The following is a 19037-nucleotide window of genomic DNA, read 5'->3' as shown; positions in this document are numbered from 1 at the left end:
CAGCCCGGGGACACATCGATGGTGACGGCAACATTCCGATTCTACGAAGAGCTGAACGACTTCCTCGCCCCGGCGCGGCGCCGGCGCGAGTTCGACGCGCCCTGCGCACGGGCGGCAACGGTCAAGCACATGGTCGAGGCGCTCGGCGTGCCGCACACCGAGGTCGAACTGGTGCTCATCAACGGCGAATCGGTCGATTTCGGCCGCCTGCTGCGCGACGGCGACCGCGTCGCGGTGTATCCGAAATTCGAATCGCTCGACATCACGCCGCTGCTGCGCGTGCGGCGCCACCCGCTGCGGGTGATGCGCTTCGTCGCCGACGCACATCTCGGTGGACTCGCCCACCTGCTGCGGATGACGGGCTTCGACACGCTGTACGACAATCATTTCGACGACGGCGAGATCGAGATCATCGCCGCGCGTGACGCCCGTATCGTGCTGACGCGCGACCGCGAACTGCTCAAGCGCCGCACGCTGACGCACGGCTGCTACGTGCGGGCGCTCAAGCCGGCGCAGCAGGTGCGCGAGATCTTCGACCGGCTCGATCTCGCGGCTAGCGCGAAGCCCTTCACGCTGTGCCTCGACTGCAACGCTCCGCTGCGGCCGATCGACAAGGCGCAGGTCGAAGACCGCCTGCCGCCGGGAGTGCGCGCGAGCCACACGCGTTTCAGCACCTGCGACGTGTGCCGCCGCGTCTTCTGGGAAGGATCGCACTGGCGGCGGATGCGGGCCCTCGTCGATGAGCTGCTCGACAGCTCCCCGCCGCTCGCGCCGGAAACCCCCGCTGCACCAGACCCCGATCGCCACCCGAAGTGAGAGTCACCCCGCTGCGGCACGCCCTACTGCACCATCGGCAACCTGAACTCCTCGGCATGCAGCGCGACCTCCGGCGGGAACGGCTGCGAGCGGCGCGTCACCGGATTCAGGCACACGACGGTGCAGTCCGACGTCGAGCAGACTTCACCGGTTTCGGTATTGACGATTTCATGGCGGAAGCGCACCACCTTTTCCCGCATTTCGAGCACCCCGCTCCGCACGAATACCGTGTCACCCGGATACAGTTCCTTCTGGTAGCTGATGTTCTGCTGCACCATCGCCAGATTCACCGCGCCGCTGCGCAACAGCGACGCGGACAGCCCGAGCATCGCGTAGAACTGCCAGCTCGCCGCATCGTGGAACTCCATGTAGGCGCGGATGTTGATATGTCCCATGTGATCCCGTTGCCATTCATGCACCGTGCCGCGCGCCGTTTCGACCATCGTCATTGCCGTCTCCTTCTGCTGTCGCCGTTGTCATCGAGCCGCAACGATAGGGCGTTCGGGCGGGTGTCGGCAATACCGGGCAATCGCAGCGCTGCCGCGGTGCGACCCGTCGCGCGGGCGTGGAGGGCGCCGGCATGCGGCCGGTTACGTGCCGATCGCCGCTACCCGGGCACGGACGCCGCACGGTGCCGCTAGAATGTCGCGATCATCCCGCTCGGCCAGCCCCGGAGAGACTTCATGATCGGCGCCCTCACGCTACTCCTCGTGTTCCAGCTCGTCGGCGAAGTGCTGGTGCGCGCGCTCGATCTGCCAATCCCCGGCCCGGTCGTCGGCATGGGCCTGCTGTTCGTCACGCTGATCGTGCGCCGCGGACCCGGCGAACAATTGCGCGGCACTGCGAACGGCGTCCTGCAGCACCTGTCGCTGCTGTTCGTGCCGGCAGGCACCGGCGTCATGCTGCATTTCCAGCGACTTGCCGACGAGTGGCTGCCGCTGACTGTCGCGCTGGTGTTCAGCACCCTGCTGTCGATCACAGTCGCCGCGCTGCTGCTGCAAAGGTTGATGCACCGCACACGCGGCCGCGGAGAATCCCGATGACGCCGGTGCTCGGCGAGATCTGGGTGTATCTGTCGGCAACGCCGCTGCTCGGCCTGACGCTGACGCTGCTTGCGTATCAGGCAGCGCTGTGGCTGTACCTCCGCGCGAACCATCATCCCCTGCTGAACCCGGTGATGCTCGCAGTGATCATGCTGGTGCTGGTGCTGAGCGTGACGGACACCCCGTACGAAACCTATTTCGACGGCGCGCAGTTCGTGCACTTCCTGCTCGGCCCGGCCACCGTCGCGCTGGCGATCCCGCTGCATGCGCAGTGGGGGCGCTTGCGCAGCATGCTGGTGCCGCTGCTCGCGACGCTCGCCGCCGGGTCGCTGACCGCGGCGCTGTCGGCGGTCGGCATCGCGGCGCTGCTCGGGGCGAGCCGCGAGTCGATGATGTCGCTCGCGCCGAAGAGCGTCACGACGCCGATCGCGATGGGGGTCGCCGAGCGTCTCGGCGGTCTGCCCTCGCTCACCGCGGTACTGGTCATCTGCACCGGCATCCTCGGCGCGATCTGCGCGCGCTATGTGTACCGGGCGCTGCGCATCGACGACCACGTGGTACGCGGCTTCGCGATCGGCATCGCGTCGCATGGCATCGGCACGGCACGCGCGTTCCAGGTCAGCGAACAGGCGGGCGCCTTCGCCGCGCTCGGCATGGGCCTCAACGGACTGCTGACCGCCGCCTCGTTGCCGTGGGTCCTGCCGTGGCTCGAGCGACTGATGGGCTGACGTGCCGCCGGCCCGCTTTCCCCCTTCGTTTTTCCCCCTTCGTTTTTCCTCTTCAACCCGATCCGTCCCTGACCACCGGAACCTCCATCTTGAGCACTGCCCTGTACCGCTGGTTCGACCGCAACATCCTGGAGCTCGGCCGCGAGATGCGGCTGTCGTACCTGCCGCCGCTGATGGTGTATGTCGCGGCCGGCGTATCGGGCCTGACCGGCATCGTCGGCACCTTCTTCGTCAAGGACTACCTCGGCCTGTCGGCGGCTTTTCTCGCCGCGCTCGGCTTCTGGGCCGGCATTCCGTGGGCGCTGAAGATGCCGATCGGCCATCTCGTCGACCTGATGTGGCGGCACAAGGCCGGGCTCGTCTATCTCGGCGCGACGCTGATCGCGGCGAGCCTCGCGATCATGATCGGGCTGATCTCCCGGCCCGACCAGATGCGCGCCATCATGAGCGCCGAAGCCTGGTTCGTGCTGTCTGCGCTGCTCGCACCGCTCGGCTACGTGATGCAGGACGCGGTCGCCGACGCGATGACGGTCGAGGCGGTGCCCCGGCTCGACGCCAACGGCGCCCCCTACCCGGCCGAGACGGTAAGGCTGATGCACACGACGATGCAGATGCTCGGGCGCGTCGCGATCATCGGCGGCACGGTGCTGGTATCGCTCGCGAACGTCGCGATGTTCCAGGGTGCCGAAACCCTGTCCGAATCCGCGAAGGTCGCGATCTACGTGCGCATCTACGAGCTCGCGCTGGTGATCCCGCTGCTGTCGATCAGCGGCGTGCTGCTCGCCGGCGTGCTCAAGCGGCGCGAGGTGCGGCGGCTGGCAAAGCTCGGCCACAGCCGCGCGGAGGTCGATCGCCTGGTGCACGATCCGCAGGAAAAAACGGCGCCGAACTGGTGGATCCTTGGCGGCAGCGCGGTGTTCGTCGCGCTCACCCTCGGCGTTGGGCTGTCCGGCATGGCGTACGGCCAGGAGCTGATCTTCGCGTCGTCGTTCGCGATCATCGGGGTAATGATCGCCAAGCTGCTGCGCGAACTCGCCCCGGAGGCGGCGCGTACGCTGCTCGGCACGGTCATCGTGATCTTCGTCTTTCGCGCGATGCCGACCCCGGGGGCCGGCGCGAGTTGGTGGATGATCGATGTGCTCGGCTTCGACCAGAGCTTCCTGTCGCGGCTCGATCTGATCACGAGCACGCTGACGCTCGCCGGCCTGTTCCTGTTCCGCCGCTTCATGGCGGAAAAGTCGATCGCGCAGATCGTCATCGTGCTGACGCTTGCCGCGACGCTGCTGTCCGGACCGATCGTCGGCATGTTCTACGGACTGCACGAATGGACCGCGCGGCTCACCGGGGGGCTCATCGACGCGCGCTTCATCGCGATCGCGAACACCGCGCTCGAGTCGCCGCTCGGGCAGGTGTCGATGGTGCCGATGCTCGCGTGGATCGCGAATTCGGCGCCTCCTCACCTGAAGGCGACATTCTTCGCGGTGATGGCGTCGTTCACGAACCTCGCATTGTCGGCGGCGCAGCTCGGCACGAAATACCTGAACGAGACCTTCACGGTCAGCCGCGAAGTGCGCGATCCGGCCAGTGGCGCAGTGACGCTCCCGGCCGATTATTCCGAACTCGGCATGCTGCTGATCACCGTCACGCTGCTGGGATTGTCGCTGCCGCTGCTGGCGATCGCCGTGACGCGGCTGCTCGGGCTGCGCAGCGCCTGAACCGGCCTGTCGCGCCGCCGGGCGTTGCACGCGCGGCGCGACAGGCGGAAACTCTAGCCAAACGACAACGGGAGGATAGCGCCATGACACCGACCTCGGTACACGACATCCGCAACGTCGCCCTGCTCGGCCATTCCGGCGGCGGCAAGACCACTCTGCTCGAAGCGCTGCTCGTCGCGTCGGGGACGATCGGCGCGGCCGGCAGCATCGAGCGCGGCGACACCGTGAGCGACTTCGACGCGCAGGAAAAGGCGATGGGCCATTCCCTTGCGACGTCGATCGCGCACTTCGAATGGGCCGGGCACTGGGTCAATATGCTCGACACCCCGGGCCTGCCGGATCTCGCCGGCCGGGCGCTGTCGGCGCTGCCCGCGGTCGAGACGGCGGCGGTCGTCGTCAGCGCGCAGGCGGGCATCGAAAGCGGCACGCGCCGGATGATGGACGCCGCGGCCGACAAGTGCCGCCTGATCGTCGTGTCGAAGATCGACGCCGCGAGCGCCGCGGAGCTCACGGCGCTGATGGAGAAGCTGACGGCGACCTTCGGTCGCGAATGCCTGCCCGTCAACCTGCCGGCCGCCGACGGCACACATGTCATCGACTGCTTTTTCGCGCCCGGCCACGATGCCGAAACCGCATTTTCATCGGTCGCCGCGGCGCACGAGGCGATCATCGACCAGGTCGTCGAACTCGACGAGGCGCTGATGGCAAGCTATCTCGAGCAGGGCGAGTCGCTCGACCCCGAGCAGCTCCATGCACCGTTCGAACAGGCGCTGCGCGAAGGCCACCTGATCCCGGTGTGCTTCGTTTCGTCGCGCTCCGGTGCCGGGGTGAACGAGCTGCTGGACATTCTCGGCCGCCTGATGCCGGACCCGACGGAGGGCAATCCGCCGCGCTTCCTCAAAGGGGATGGCAGCCAGGCGCAGCCGGTCGAGGTCACGCCGGACCCCGCCCGCCACGTCATCGCCCATGTGTTCCAGGTCGCGAACGATCCGTACCGCGGCAAGCTCGGGCTGTTCCGCATCCACCAGGGCACGCTCGGCCCGAACACCCAGCTCTATATCGGCGACAGCCGCAAGAGCTTCAAGGTCGCGCACCTGCTGCGCCTGCAGGGCAAGAACCAGGTCGAGACGCCGGTCGGCGTGCCGGGTGATATCTGCGCCGTCGCGCGCGTCGACGACATCCACCCGGACGCCGTGCTGCACGATTCCCACGACGAGGACACCTACCACCTCGCCGCGCCGCGCTATCCGCAGCCGGTGTTCGGTCTCGCGCTGATCACGAGGAAACACGGTGACGAACAGAAACTGGCCGAAGCGCTGGCGCGGCTCGTCGACGAGGATCCGTGCCTGGAAGTGGGGTTCGATCACCAGGCGCGCCACACGGTGATCCGGGGTCTCGGAGAACTGCATCTCAAGATCGTGCTGGAGCAGTTGCGCACGCGCTGGAACCTGCAGCTCGACACCGCGACACCGACGGTGCCGTACCGCGAAACCATCGCCGCCACCGCCGAGGCACGCTACCGTCACAAGAAGCAGAGCGGCGGCGCCGGCCAGTTCGGCGAGGTCGCGCTGCGCGTCGAGGCTCTCCCGCGCGGTTCCGGCATCGAACTCGGCAGCGAGGTCAAAGGAGGTGCGATTCCGACGAACTTTCTGCCGGCCGTCGAGAAAGGCGTGCGCCAAGCGCTCGCCGAAGGTGCACTGTCCGGCTTTCCGGTGCAGGATGTGCGCGTCGTGCTGACCGACGGCAAGCATCATGCGGTCGATTCGAACGAAATCTCGTTCGTCACCGCCGGGCGCCACGCGACGCTCGAAGCCCTGCTCGCCGCGCGGCCGATCGTGCTCGAACCGCTGGTGACGGTCACGGTGAAAGTCGAGGACAGCCATTTCGGCGACATCACCGCCGAGTTCGCCGCGCGCCGGGGCCGGCTCACGGCCACCGAGAGCCCGGCGAGCGGGTGGACGGTGCTCACCGCGACCGTGCCGATAGCCGAGATGGAAGGCTTCGAGGCGCGGCTGAAAGCGATCTGCGCCGGCGAGAGCGAATTCGTGCTTGCGGCGAGCGGTCACGAACCGGCACCGCAGGACGTGCAGCAGCGCCTCGCGAAAGCGTACACCGGCCGAAATGCAGGACAGTAGGACGGGGCGGCAATGGTGAAACTGACCGACAGGCAGCGCGCCTACTGGCGCCACAACCGCTCGCTGATCGTGTCCTTGCTGGCGGTCTGGTTCCTCGTCAGCTTCGTCGCTGGCTATTTCGCGGACGAGCTCAACGGGTACTCGTTTCTCGGCTTTCCACTGGGTTTCTACATGTTCGCCCAGGGCTCGCTGCTGAGTTATCTGGTGATCGTTGCAGTCTATGTGTACGTGATGAACCGCCTCGACCGCGAATATGACGTTGCCGAGCGCCGCTGACGGCGCTCCGACTTGCCCCCTTCCGGGACCGCTACTGGACGAACGACACCAGCGCTGCTGCGCGTGATATGCAAGCTATCGACTCGATCCCCCGGTTTCTTCGGGCTTGGTCGCTTTCTTGATGACGATCGGATGAGCGTGACGGCTCAGGATGAAGTCGGCAAGGAACTTGCACCAGATCGTCACGCCAGCGATCGCACTCCAGCTTTCGTAGTCGAAGTGGCCGAGCACGACCCCGACGATCACCGCGACGACGACCCCGCCACAAACCAGATTGATCGCCGCCGCATACGGCGCGAACTTCTGCGGATTCGCCGGCAACTCGCCACGCTTGAGTGCCACTTCCGAAAAATCGCGCTGCACGACAATCCGCCACGCGCGACGTAGCCAGAAAAACGCGATCGGGAACAGGGCAAGAAACAACACCCAGGTCAGGGCAACGCTAACGTCAAAGACCATTCGCTACTCCGTTAACATTTGATGCCGGAGTCGGCATCGATGCGCAAAGTGCCACAAAAATAAAAAAACCCCGCCATCGGACGCCGGCGGGGTTCCGGTTGCACCGCGCGCCGGCAAGTCCGGCACGCGGCAGCAACCCTTGCTGCATCAGACCGTTCAGTGTGCGCCGTCGACCGCCTTCGCACCCCGCGGGATGCGAACGCTCTCGACCAGCGCCTGGATATGCACCGGCGGCTCCTTCGTGACCTTATCGACGACGAACGCAACGGTGAAGTTCACCAGCGCGCCGATCGCGCCGAAAGCTTCCGGCGTGATGCCGAAGAACGCGTTCGGGCCACCGATCAGGTCGACGAACTCGGTGCCTTTGATGAAGAACAGGCCCTTGTGCGCAAACACGTAGAACAGCGTCACGAACAGACCCGACAGCATGCCCGCAATCGCGCCTTCCTTGTTCATCTTCTTGCTGAAGATGCCCATCATGATCGCCGGGAACAACGAACTCGCGGCGATACCGAAAGCGAGCGCTACTGTGCCCGCAGCGAAACCCGGGGGGTTCAGACCCAGATAACCGGCGAGAACGATCGCCCCGGCCATCGAGATCTTGCCCGCCATCAGTTCGCCCTTGTCGGAGATGTTCGGGTTGAACACGTTCTTGATCAGATCGTGCGAAACCGCGGACGAGATTGCCAGCAGCAGACCTGCCGCCGTCGACAGCGCCGCAGCGAGGCCACCAGCCGCAACCAGCGCGATCACCCAGTTCGGCAACAGCGCGATTTCCGGATTGGCGAGCACGATAATGTCGGCGTTGACCGTCAGCTCGTTGCCTTTCCACCCAGCGGCTTCGGCCTTGGCCTTGGCATCGGCGTCCTTCGTCTTGTCGTTATAGTACTGGATGCGGCCGTCACCATTCTTGTCTTCGAACTTCAGCAGACCGGTCTTTTCCCAGCGCTTCATCCAGTCCGGACGCTGCTCGTTCTGAAGACTCGATTCGGCCGCGTACAGATCGCCGCCGGTTGTGACAGCAGTATTCACCGTGGCATGCAGGTTGTACTTCGCCATCGCCGCGACTGCCGGTGCTGTCGTGTACAGGATCGCAATGAAGACCAGCGCCCAGCCCGCGGACGAGCGCGCGTCCTTGACCTTCGGCACCGTGAAGAAGCGCACGATCACGTGCGGCAGGCCGGCGGTACCGATCATCAGCGACACGGTGTACACGAACATATTGAGCCTGCTGCCAGGCAGCGAGGTGGTGTACTCGTCGAAGCCGAGATCCTTGACGACATGGTTTAGCTTTTCCAGCAGCGAAACGTTGCTGCCGACGAGATCGCTGCCGAGCCCGAGCTGCGGAATCGCATTGCCGGTCAGCTGCAGCGAAATGAAGATCGCCGGGATCGTATAGGCGAGGATCAGCACGACGTATTGCGCGACCTGCGTGTAGGTGATGCCCTTCATGCCGCCGAACACCGCGTACATGAAGACGATCGCCATGCCGATGTAGATGCCGGCCTCGTTCGAGACGCCGAGGAAGCGTGAGAAGGCCACGCCGACACCGGTCATCTGGCCGATCACGTACGTGATCGACGCGGTCAGCAGGCACAGCACCGCGACCGTGCTCGCGGACTTTGAATAGAAGCGGTCGCCGATGAACTGCGGCACCGTGAACTTGCCGAACTTGCGCAGGTACGGGGCCAGGAGCATCGCCAGCAGCACATAGCCGCCGGTCCAGCCCATCAGGAACAGCCCGCCGCCATAGCCCATGTTCGCGATCAGGCCGGCCATCGAGATGAACGAGGCTGCGGACATCCAGTCGGCCGCTGTCGCCATGCCGTTGGTAACCGGGTGAACGCCGCCGCCGGCGACATAGAATTCACTGGTGCTACCGGCGCGCGCCCAGGCGGCGATGCCGAGGTAGAGCGCGAAGCTCGCCCCGACAACGATGTAAGTGAGAGTTTGCAGTTCCATGTGTCGGTCCCTCAGTCTTCGTGAACGTCAAATTGGCGGTCGATATCGCCCATCCTCTTCGCATAGAAGAAAATGAGAGCCACGAACACATAGATAGAGCCCTGGTGCGCGAACCAGAAACCCAGCGGATACCCCCCGAGATGCATGTTATCGAGCACCGGGGCAAAGAGAATGCCCGCGCCGAACGAGACCAGGAACCAGATTATGAGAATCTTGCTCAGCAGTCCCAGCGTTGCCTTCCAATAGGCCGAACTGGTGTTATCCATAGACGTCTCCTCGTAATTATTATTGCCTGCATGCTGCCCGAGAGAGGCCGGACAGAGCCCGGGCAGCAAGAAGCGCCACCATTCTAGGAGGAAGTTTCTTACGGACTGCTTACAAAACCTAGCTAATACCGAACTCTGCAAGACCTTGTCACGGATTCCAGTCAAGAAAAAACCCCGCCCTCTTTGCGAGAAGGCGGGGTTTTTCAGGCGAGGCGACCGTTACCGGGCGCCTGCGCAGGCGATTTACATGCGCGCAATCATCGCGTCGCCGAACGCGGAGCAGGACACTTCCTGGGCGCCCTCCATCAGGCGCGCGAAGTCGTAGGTCACGACCTTGTCGCCGATCGCGGCTTCCATGCCCTTGATGACGAGATCGGCAGCTTCCGTCCACTTCATGAAACGCAGCATCATCTCGGCGGACAGGATCAGCGAACCCGGGTTGACCTTGTCCAGGCCGGCGTATTTCGGCGCCGTGCCGTGCGTCGCTTCGAAGCAGGCGTACTGGTCGGAAATGTTCGCGCCCGGGGCGATGCCGATGCCGCCGACCTGCGCGGCCAGCGCGTCGGAGATGTAGTCGCCGTTCAGGTTGGTCGTCGCGATCACGTCGTATTCGGCCGGACGCAGCAGGATCTGCTGCAGGAAGGCGTCGGCGATCGCGTCCTTGACGACGATCTCGCGCCCGGTGTTCGGGTTCTTGAACTTGCACCACGGGCCGCCGTCGATCGGCTGCGCGCCGAATTCCTTCTGCGCCAGCTCGTAGGCCACGTCGCGGAACAGGCCTTCGGTGAACTTCATGATGTTGCCCTTGTGCACGATCGTCAGCGACTTGCGGTCGTTGTCGATCACGTACTTGAGCGCGGCGCGCACCAGACGCTGCGTGCCTTCGACCGAAACCGGCTTGATGCCGATACCGGACGTTTCCGGGAAGCGGATCTTCTTGACGCCCATTTCGTTCTGCAGGAACGCGATGACCTTCTTGACCTGCTCCGAGCCTTCCTGCCACTCGATACCGGCGTAGATGTCCTCCGTGTTCTCGCGGAAGATCACCATGTTGGTCAGTTCCGGGTTCTTCAGCGGCGAAGGCACGCCCTTGAAGTACTGGATCGGACGCACGCACTGGTAGAGGTCGAGTTCCTGGCGCAGCGCGACGTTCAGCGAGCGGATGCCGCCGCCGACCGGAGTCGTCATCGGGCCCTTGATCGACACCGAGTATTCCTTGAGCGCGTCGAAGGTTTCCTTCGACAACCACTCGTCCGGGCCGTAGATCTGAGTCGACTTCTCACCGGCATAGACTTCCATCCAGTGGATTTTTCTCTTGCCGCCATAGGCTTTCTCGACTGCCGCGTCGATGACCTTGATCATCACCGGGGTGATGTCTACACCGATGCCGTCACCTTCGATGAACGGGATGATCGGATTGTCGGGGATGGGCTGGCCGGGAATGATTTTCTGGCCGCCGGCGGGAACCGTGATGTGAGATGTGCTCATGCCTACTCCCTCTATGTGGACTCGTTTCGATTGACTCAGCTTTGCACTGAAAACCTTCGACTGGCAGCTTGGGGGATCACCTCGCAGGCGGGCGCCCCCCAGGGGCGACGTATGCAAATGATGCTCCTCCCCCACTCCGGATATCAACTATGGTGCAAAATCCTGGCACATTCCTTCCGGCGCCAGGATTTCCCCGTGCGCCCGCCCTTCCGCGGCACGCGCTTCGCCCCCCCGAAACGCAAAAAGCCACCGCGCCTGCGCCGACTTTTTCGCTACACGCCGTTACCGGGCCGCACCGACCGGCGCGCGGCCCGGTAACGGTCAGGAACCGCTCAGGCCGACGCTCCTGCCAGGATGGCATTGAACGTGGCGCTCGGGCGCATCACTGCGCAGGTCTTCGCCGGATCAGGCAGGTAGTAGCCGCCGATATCGGCCGGACGCCCCTGCGCTGCGCGCAGTTCTTCGACGATCTTCTGCTCGTTTTCGGCCAGCGCTTTCGCCACCGGCGCGAAACGGGACTTCAGCCCCGCATCGTCGTCCTGCGCCGCCAGCGCCTGTGCCCAGTACAGCGCAAGGTAGAAGTGGCTGCCCCGGTTGTCGAGCTCACCCGTCTTGCGCGACGGCGACTTGTCGTTGTCGAGCAGTTTTCCGGTCGCATCGTCCAGAGTCCGGGCGAGCAGCTTGGCCTTGGCGTTGCCGGTCTTGATGCCCATATCCTCGAGCGACACCGCCAGCGCGAGGAATTCTCCGAGCGAATCCCACCGCAGATGGTTCTCCTCGACCAGTTGCTGCACGTGCTTCGGCGCCGAACCGCCCGCCCCGGTTTCGTACATGCCGCCACCGGCCATCAGCGGCACGATCGACAGCATCTTTGCGCTGGTGCCCAGTTCCATGATCGGGAACAGGTCGGTCAGGTAGTCGCGCAGGATGTTGCCGGTCACCGAGATGGTGTCGAGGCCGCGGATGACGCGCTCGAGCGTGTAACGCATCGCACGTACCTGCGACATGATCTGGATGTCGAGCCCGGTGGTATCGTGATCCTTGAGATAGGTCTCGACCTTCTTGATCAGCTCGGCCTCGTGCGGGCGGTAGGGATCGAGCCAGAACACGGCCGGCATGCCGGAGTTGCGGGCACGGGTGACGGCCAGCTTGACCCAGTCGCGAATCGGCGCGTCCTTGACCTGGCACATGCGCCAGATGTCGCCTTCCTCGACGTCCTGCACGAGCAGCACTTCGCCGGTGGCGATATCGACGATGCGCGCCTCGCCGGCCTCCGGAATCTCGAAGGTCTTGTCGTGCGAACCGTATTCCTCGGCCTGCTGGGCCATCAGGCCGACGTTGGGGACAGTCCCCATCGTCGTCGGATCGAAATTGCCGTTGGTCTTGCAGAAGTTGAGCATCTCCTGATAGATCCGGGCGAAGGTGCTCTCCGGCATGACTGCCTTGGTGTCCTTCGGCTTGCCATCGGCACCCCACATCTTGCCGCCGATGCGGATCATCGCCGGCATCGAGGCGTCGACGATCACGTCGTTGGGGGCGTGCAGGTTGGTGATGCCCTTGGCCGAGTCGACCATCGCCAGTTCCGGGCGATGCTCGTGGCAGGCGTGCAGGTCGCGGACGATCTCGTCACGCTTCGATTCCGGCAGCATCGCGATCTTCTCGTAGAGGTTCGACATGCCGTTGTTGACGTTGACGCCCAGCTCGTCGAAGAGCTTGCCGTGCTTCTCGAAGGCTTCCTTGTAGAAGATCTTGACCGCGTGACCGAACACGATCGGGTGCGAGACCTTCATCATCGTCGCCTTGACGTGCAGCGAGAACATCACGCCGGTCTTGCGCGCGTCTTCCATCTGCTCTTCGTAGAACGCGCACAGCGCCTTCTTGCTCATGAACATGCTGTCGATGATCTCGCCGTCCAGCAGTGCGACCTTCGGCTTGAGCACGATGGTTTCACCGCGCCGGGTGACCAGATCCATCTTGACGTCGCGCGCGCGATCCAGCGTCATCGACTTCTCGCCATGGTAGAAGTCGCCGCTCTTCATGTGTGCGACATGGCTGCGCGACGCCATGCTCCACTCGCCCATCGAGTGCGGATGCTTGCGGGCATAGCGCTTGACCGCGGGCGGGGCGCGGCGGTCCGAGTTGCCTTCGCGCAGCACCGGGTTGGCCGCGCTGCCGAGCACCTTGCCGTAGCGCTGCTTGATGATCTTTTCTTCGTCGCTCTTCGGCGCTTCCGGGTAATTCGGAATCGCATAACCCTTCTGCTGCAGCTCGGTGATGGCGGTGGTCAGCTGCTGCACCGCGGCGCTGATGTTGGGAAGCTTGATGATGTTGGTGTCCGGGTCCTGCGTGAGCCGACCGAGTTCCGCCAGGTTGTCGGGCACCTTCTGTGCGTCGGTCAGGTAGTCCGAGAATTCGGCGAGGATACGAGCTGCCACCGAGATGTCGCTCTTCGCGATATTGATGCCGGCCGGCGCGGCAAACGTCTCGATGATCGGCAGCAGCGAGAAGGTCGCCAGTAGAGGCGCCTCATCGGTGAGCGTGTAGATGATGGTCGGACTATTCGTTGTCATACATTTCTCCCTCGTTATTTTGCCTGCGCGAAGCCTGACGGACGCAAAAACGGGACGAGATACGGCCCCTGAAGGCTCGATCGCATCCGCTCATTTTCTGACGGCGCATGATTATAGACCTGCGAGCGCGACAGGTTGCCGCCAGGCGCACAATCTTACTCTTATATAAGACACAAGATATCACCTTGCTCGGCTGGCGGTGACGCAAACCGCATCCGTGGAGCGGCAAGACCGGGCCAGCGCTTGTTGACGCGATTTGGGCCTGCGCAAGTAAACGGTTACAATATTTGTCCAAATATATCTTGCCGCACGACCCTTGGCCGGCTAAGCAACGATTTATCGCTCGGCAGCCTCTCTTGCGCGGGCCCGGCGGCCGGGCACACGCCGTTCCTCCCGTCGGCGCGCCGCTTCTTGCGCAGCCCCGCTACCGTTCTGCTCGAACCTGCGCTCGCGCCGCGGGGAGAGACCATCCTCGTCCTCTCATCGCCGGCAACAAAGTCGGCGTACAACTATAAATGGAGAACTTCCTATGCTGATTGCAACCGATCTCGACGGAACATTTCTCGCCGGCCACCCCGAAGCGCGTTTGCGCCTGTATCAGCTGATCAATGCACACCCCGAAATCAAGCTGGTCTTCGTCACCGGGCGCGGGCTCGAGGTCGTGTTGCCATTGCTCTCCGACCCGTCGATCCCGACGCCCGACTACATCGTTTGCGACGTTGGTGCGACGGTCGTCGATGGCCGTACGCTGCAACCGGTGCAACCGCTTCAAGCGGGCATCGACGCACTATGGCCCGGCGAGCGGGTCGTCGCCGCGGCAGTGGCGTCGTTCGCCGGCCTCGAGCGCCAGGAAGTGCCGCAGCAGCGCCGCTGCTCGTATTTCTGCGCGCCCGGCACCGTCGGCAGCGACCTTCGCGTGATCGCCGCGGAGCTCGGCTGCGACATGCTGTATTCGGCCAACCGCTATCTCGACATCCTGCCGCGCGGCGTCAACAAGGGCAGCACGCTCGATGCACTGGTGCGCCTGCTGGAGCTCGACCGCGACGCGGTACTGGTCGCCGGCGACACGCTCAACGATCTGTCGATGTACGAGCAGGGTTTCGTCGGTGTCTGCGTCGGCGAGTCGGAAGCGGCACTGCTCGAAGCGACCCGCGACCGCGCTCATGTGCTGCACGCGCGCCATCCGGGCTGCGGAGGCATTCTCGAGGCGATCGGCCACTTCGGTTTCCTCGGGCCGGCAGGCGTCGAGGCGGAGCTGCGCGAGACCGATACACCGGGGCGCTCCGAGCTCGTCATGGTCTATCACCGGCTGCCGTACGAGGAGGTGTTCGAAAACGGGCGGATCACCCGCGGAGCACCCAGCTCGCCGAACGGCATCATTCCGACGTTGCTGAGCTACTTCAACGACGGCCGCCCCGGCGCATGGATCGCATGGTCGATGCATGACCCGAAAAAGGCGATCCCGTTCGAAGTCCACACGACGGTCGACCGCGAGCGCTACCCTCATCTGGTCGCTGCGCGCGTACCGCTCACGAAGGACGACATTGACATCTTCTACAAGCGCTTTTCAAAAGAAGCGTTCTGGCCGACCCTGCACACGTTCTGGGAGCGCGCGCAATTTCGCGAGGATGACTGGCACGTTTACCTGAAGGTCAACCGGCTCTTCGCCGAACGCGCCGCGGCCGAAGCGGCCGAAGGCGCGGTCGTCTGGCTGCACGACTACAACCTGTGGATGGTGCCGGCGGTGCTGCGCGAGCTACGCCCGGACGTGAAGATCGCCTTCTTCCACCACACCTATTTCCCGTCGGCGGACGTGTTCAACGTGCTGCCATGGCGCCGCGAGATCATTGGCAGCCTACTGCAGTGTGACTACATCGGCTTCCATATCCCGCGCCAAGCCGAGAATTTCGTCGATGTCGCGCGCGGCGTCGCACCGCTGACCGTGCTCGAGCGCCGCAACTGCGCGCCACGCTACCTCACTTACGGCTGCGCCGTCGGTCTCGATGAAGTCACGACCGCAATCGAGGTCCACGGCCGACGCATCGGTCTCGGCGCCCACCCGGTCGGCCTCGACGTCGAGCGCGTGCGCAAGATCCTCGACCAGCCCTCGACCCGCAAGCGCATGGCCGAATTGCGCTCGGATCTCGCGGGCACGCGCGTGATCCTGTCGGTCGAGCGCCTCGACTACACGAAAGGCACGCTGGAGAAGCTGCTCGCGTTCGAGCGCCTGCTCGACGCGCATCCCGAATTGCAGGGCAAAGTGTCGCTGATGGCCGTGTGCGTGCCGGCGGCAAAGGAAATGACGATCTACGACGCGCTGCAGACGCAGATCGAGCAGGCGGTCGGCCGCATCAACGGCCGCTTCTCGCGCGTCGGCTGGATGCCGGTGCAGTTCTTCTTCCGTGCGCTGCCGTTCGAGGAAGTCGTCGCTTGGTACGCGATGGCCGACGTAATGTGGATCACGCCGCTGCGCGACGGCCTGAATCTCGTCGCGAAGGAGTACGTCGCGACGCAGGGCCTGATCGACGGGCGCGGCGTGCTCGTGCTGTCGGAGTTCGCCGGCGCGGCGGCCGAGCTGCACGGTGCGGTGCTGACAAACCCGCACGATCTCGCCGACCTCGCGGCGCGCCTGTATCAGGCGATCGCGATGAACGACGCCGAGGCCGAGTCGCGCCTGCGGGAGTTGTTCGCCATCGTCGAACACAATGACATCCACCGCTGGGGACGGAGTTTCCTCGAAGCGGTTACCACGCCGGTCGGCGAAGACATGCTCGCCGGCACGGGCTGCTGAGCCATCGCGTCGCGGGGCGGTGCTCCGGCCCTCCGCAGGTTTCGGGATAAAATGTGCGCCATCACGCCGCTGCGCGCCAACGTCGCACATCATCACCGAGACGAGGAATCCATGGACGCACCCGTCGGGGAAAACCCGGTCGCCCAATCGATCGCGCAGGCGATGATCGAAGGCTTCAACAAGCACTACCGGATCTTCCGCGAGACCTCGCGTCGGGCCAAGGAAAGCTTCGAGGCCGCCGATTGGCAGGCGCAGATCGACGCGGTGCGCGAGCGGGTGCAGTTCTACGACGACCGCGTCGACGAGGCGGTCCGGCGGCTGCACGAGGAGTTCGACGCCGATTCGCTCGACGACAGCACCTGGCAGCAGCTCAAGCTCCAGTACATCGGCATCCTGATGCGACACAAGCAGCCGGAGCTGGCAGAGACCTTCTTCAATTCGGTGTGCTGCAAGATCCTGCACCGCACGTATTTCAACAACGACTACCTGTTCGCGCGCCCCGCCGTCTCGACCGAATACATCGAATCCTATCCGCCGGTCTACAGCAGCTATTACCCCCAGGACGAAGGCCTGCGCACCACCGTGCGGCGGATCATCGAGGATTTCGACTGGCAGCGTCCGTTCGCGGATCTGGACCGCGACATCGACAACATCCTGCGCGCAGCGCACGAACACCTCGGCGCCTGGCCCGACATGGAGGTCAATTGCCAGATCCAGGTGCTGTACTCGGCGTTCTACCGCAACAAGACCGCCTACATCATCGGCAAGACGATCAACGGCTACCAGGAGTATCCGTTCGCGCTGGCGGTCCGGCACAACGCTGCCGGCCGGCTCGAGATCGACACGATCCTGCTCGATCCATGGCGCATCTCGGTGCTGTTCTCGCTGTCGCGCGCGTATTTCCTCGTCGATATGGAAGTGCCGTCCGGCTACGTGCAGTTCCTGCGCTCGATCATGCCCAACAAGCACCGTTCCGAGCTCTACACGATGCTCGGGCTGGGCAAGCAGGGCAAGACGATGTTCTTCCGCGACCTGATCGCGCACCTGCGCCACTCGAACGACCAGTTCATCATCGCGCCCGGCATCCGCGGCCTCGTGATGCTGGTGTTCACGCTGCCGTCCTACCCCTACGTGTTCAAGATCATCAAGGACGTGTTCGGCGCATCGAAGAACATGGACCGCGCGACCGTCAAGCGCAAGTACCTGATGGTGAAGCAGGTCGACCGCGTCGGCCGCATGGCGGACACGCTGGAGTTCTCGTACGCTGCGCTGCCGCTGTCGCGCTTCCACCCCGAACTGCTCGACGAATTGCGCGCGCTGGCGCCGTCCTCGTTCGAGATCGAGGGCGACTCGGTGATCATCAAGCACCTTTACATCGAACGCCGCATGACGCCGCTGAACATCTACCTCGAGCGCGCGGACGACGACCAGGTCGAATACGCGGTGCGCGAATACGGCAACGCGATCCGCGAGCTGGCAACAGCGAACATCTTCCCCGGCGACATGCTGTGGAAGAACTTCGGCGTGACGCGCTACGGCCGCGTGGTGTTCTACGATTATGACGAGATCGAGTTCATGACCGCCATGAACTTTCGCAGGATTCCCCCGGCGCCGTATCCGGAGATGGAGATGGCCGCCGAGCCGTGGTATTCGGCTGGTCCGATGGACGTCTTTCCGGAAGAATTCGCGACCTTCCTGCTCGGCGCCCCGCGCGTGCGCAAGGCTTTCCTGAAGCACCACCGCGACCTGCTCGACGCCAAGTTCTGGCAGGACGTGCAGGCCTCGATCCGCAAGGGTTACCTCGAGGATTTCTTCCCGTATCCAATCGAACTGCGTTTCTGCAACATGTGGAGCAACGAGCGCGGACGCGCAGACCAGGCGGCCTGACGGGCGGCCGCCTCACGCATCGTCCTGCCACCCGAGCTCCAGCACCCAGGGCGCCGGTCGCGCTTCCAGCGCAGCGCGGATGTAGGGAACGGTCGCGGCAGGAAGACCGTCACGCCCGAACCAGCCGAGTCCGTCGCACTTGTCCGGTTCGCGAATCTGCAGCTCGCCCGTGAAACGCTTCGCGCGAACAAAGAAATCGACACGATTCGTGTCGGACCGGCGGTGCACGACGCCGACGTATTCGAGCGCATCCGCGTGCAAGTACAGCCCGGTTTCCTCGCACATTTCCCGCACGGCCGCCTCGAGCAGCGATTCGCCGGGCTCCACATGGCCGCCGGGAAGGCTGTACAGCCCGTCGAAGAATCCCGTCCCGGCGCGTCTGAGCAGCAGCACTTCGCCGTTCCGCTCGACGATGACGTGTACGCCGACCGGAATGCCGTGGCGCATTCAGTGCTTGCCGGTGCTACCGAAGCCGCCCGCGCCGCGATCGCTTTGCGGGAATTCATCGACGATGTTGAAGCCGACCTGCAGCACCGGCACGACCACCAGCTGAGCGATGCGCTCCATCGGCTGGACCGTGAAGGTCTCGCGCCCGCGATTCCATACCGACACGAAGATCTGCCCCTGGTAGTCCGAGTCGATCAGGCCGACGAGGTTGCCGAGCACGATGCCATGCTTGTGACCGAGGCCCGAGCGCGGCAGCACCATCGCCGCGAGCCCCGGATCGGCGAGATGGATTGCGAGCCCGCTCGGAATCAGCGTGGTCTCGCCCGGGTGGAGGCTCACCGGCGTGTTCAGGCAGGCGCGCAGGTCGAGCCCTGCCGCACCCGGCGTCGCATACGCGGGCTCATGAGTGCGCAGGCGGTCGTCGAGAATCTTGACGTCTATTCGGTGCATTTTC

16 protein-coding genes are annotated in these 19037 nt (G+C 64.4%); 8 read left to right on the top strand and 8 right to left on the bottom strand.

Annotated features, from left to right (window positions below):
• The first annotated feature begins 18 nt into the window (after positions 1–18).
• Entirely contained in the window at positions 19–816 is a 798-nt protein-coding gene (locus pbN1_RS14810; RefSeq protein ID WP_169201865.1) for a Mut7-C RNAse domain-containing protein, read from the top strand.
• Positions 817–839: 23 nt separating this feature from the next.
• Here pbN1_RS14810 and pbN1_RS14805 read toward each other — a convergent pair whose 3' ends face one another.
• The gene (locus pbN1_RS14805; RefSeq protein ID WP_011236286.1) at positions 840–1265 is read right to left on the bottom strand and encodes an acyl-CoA thioesterase; all 426 of its coding nucleotides are present in this window, start codon (positions 1263–1265) and stop codon (positions 840–842) included.
• A 234-nt stretch (positions 1266–1499) separates the two neighbouring features.
• On the opposite strand from pbN1_RS14805, the gene pbN1_RS14800 reads away from it, so the two are divergent.
• From pbN1_RS14800 to pbN1_RS14780, 5 genes are all read left to right on the top strand, one after another.
• Positions 1500–1859, top strand: a complete 360-nt coding sequence (locus tag pbN1_RS14800) for a CidA/LrgA family protein (RefSeq protein WP_169201866.1) — start codon at positions 1500–1502, stop codon at positions 1857–1859.
• A complete protein-coding gene (locus tag pbN1_RS14795; RefSeq protein ID WP_169201867.1) occupies positions 1856–2587 on the top strand; it encodes an LrgB family protein in 732 nt (243 codons plus the stop codon). The genes pbN1_RS14800 and pbN1_RS14795 overlap by 4 nt, the downstream gene beginning before the upstream one ends.
• Positions 2588–2676: 89 nt before the next feature.
• Positions 2677–4302 carry an MFS transporter gene (locus pbN1_RS14790; RefSeq protein WP_169201868.1) on the top strand — a complete coding sequence of 542 codons (1626 nt, stop codon included), beginning with the start codon at positions 2677–2679 and terminating at the stop codon, positions 4300–4302.
• An 83-nt stretch (positions 4303–4385) separates the two neighbouring features.
• Positions 4386–6437, top strand: coding sequence for an elongation factor G (fusA, locus tag pbN1_RS14785; protein WP_169201869.1), 2052 nt, complete (start codon positions 4386–4388; stop codon positions 6435–6437).
• A 15-nt stretch (positions 6438–6452) separates the two neighbouring features.
• Entirely contained in the window at positions 6453–6713 is a 261-nt protein-coding gene (locus tag pbN1_RS14780; protein WP_169201917.1) for a DUF4212 domain-containing protein, read from the top strand.
• Between the two features lie 75 nt (positions 6714–6788).
• Here pbN1_RS14780 and pbN1_RS14775 read toward each other — a convergent pair whose 3' ends face one another.
• The 5 genes from pbN1_RS14775 to pbN1_RS14755 all read right to left on the bottom strand — a co-directional run bounded on the left by pbN1_RS14775 (position 6789) and on the right by pbN1_RS14755 (position 13458).
• On the bottom strand, positions 6789–7172 hold the full coding sequence (locus pbN1_RS14775) for a hypothetical protein (RefSeq protein ID WP_169201870.1): 384 nt from the start codon (positions 7170–7172) through the stop codon (positions 6789–6791).
• Positions 7173–7328: 156 nt separating this feature from the next.
• Entirely contained in the window at positions 7329–9134 is a 1806-nt protein-coding gene (locus tag pbN1_RS14770) for a sodium:solute symporter family protein (RefSeq protein WP_169201871.1), read from the bottom strand.
• A gap of 11 nt (positions 9135–9145) precedes the next feature.
• On the bottom strand, positions 9146–9400 hold the full coding sequence (locus pbN1_RS14765; protein WP_169201872.1) for a DUF4212 domain-containing protein: 255 nt from the start codon (positions 9398–9400) through the stop codon (positions 9146–9148).
• Between the two features lie 243 nt (positions 9401–9643).
• Positions 9644–10888 (bottom strand): NADP-dependent isocitrate dehydrogenase, encoded by a 1245-nt coding sequence (icd, locus tag pbN1_RS14760; protein ID WP_169201873.1) that lies wholly within the window; start codon positions 10886–10888, stop codon positions 9644–9646.
• Between the two features lie 332 nt (positions 10889–11220).
• Positions 11221–13458, bottom strand: a complete 2238-nt coding sequence (locus tag pbN1_RS14755) for an NADP-dependent isocitrate dehydrogenase (protein ID WP_169201874.1) — start codon at positions 13456–13458, stop codon at positions 11221–11223.
• 529 nt (positions 13459–13987) lie between these two features.
• On the opposite strand from pbN1_RS14755, the gene ggpS reads away from it, so the two are divergent.
• Together ggpS and aceK are read left to right on the top strand one after the other, a co-directional pair.
• Complete coding sequence (gene ggpS / locus pbN1_RS14750; RefSeq protein WP_169201875.1) at positions 13988–16249, top strand: glucosylglycerol-phosphate synthase; 2262 nt, start codon at positions 13988–13990, stop codon at positions 16247–16249.
• 111 nt (positions 16250–16360) lie between these two features.
• On the top strand, positions 16361–18136 hold the full coding sequence (gene aceK / locus pbN1_RS14745; RefSeq protein WP_169201876.1) for a bifunctional isocitrate dehydrogenase kinase/phosphatase: 1776 nt from the start codon (positions 16361–16363) through the stop codon (positions 18134–18136).
• A gap of 12 nt (positions 18137–18148) precedes the next feature.
• Here aceK and pbN1_RS14740 read toward each other — a convergent pair whose 3' ends face one another.
• A complete protein-coding gene (locus pbN1_RS14740) occupies positions 18149–18583 on the bottom strand; it encodes an NUDIX hydrolase (protein ID WP_169201877.1) in 435 nt (144 codons plus the stop codon).
• On the bottom strand, positions 18584–19033 hold the full coding sequence (dut, locus tag pbN1_RS14735; RefSeq protein WP_169201878.1) for a dUTP diphosphatase: 450 nt from the start codon (positions 19031–19033) through the stop codon (positions 18584–18586). It abuts the gene before it with no gap.
• Between the last annotated feature and the right edge of the window lie 4 nt (positions 19034–19037).

The organism is Aromatoleum bremense (assembly GCF_017894365.1).
Lineage (GTDB): Bacteria > Pseudomonadota > Gammaproteobacteria > Burkholderiales > Rhodocyclaceae > Aromatoleum > Aromatoleum bremense.
Note: the sequence above shows the minus strand (reverse complement) of the source record. Positions and strands in the feature narration are given on the sequence as shown.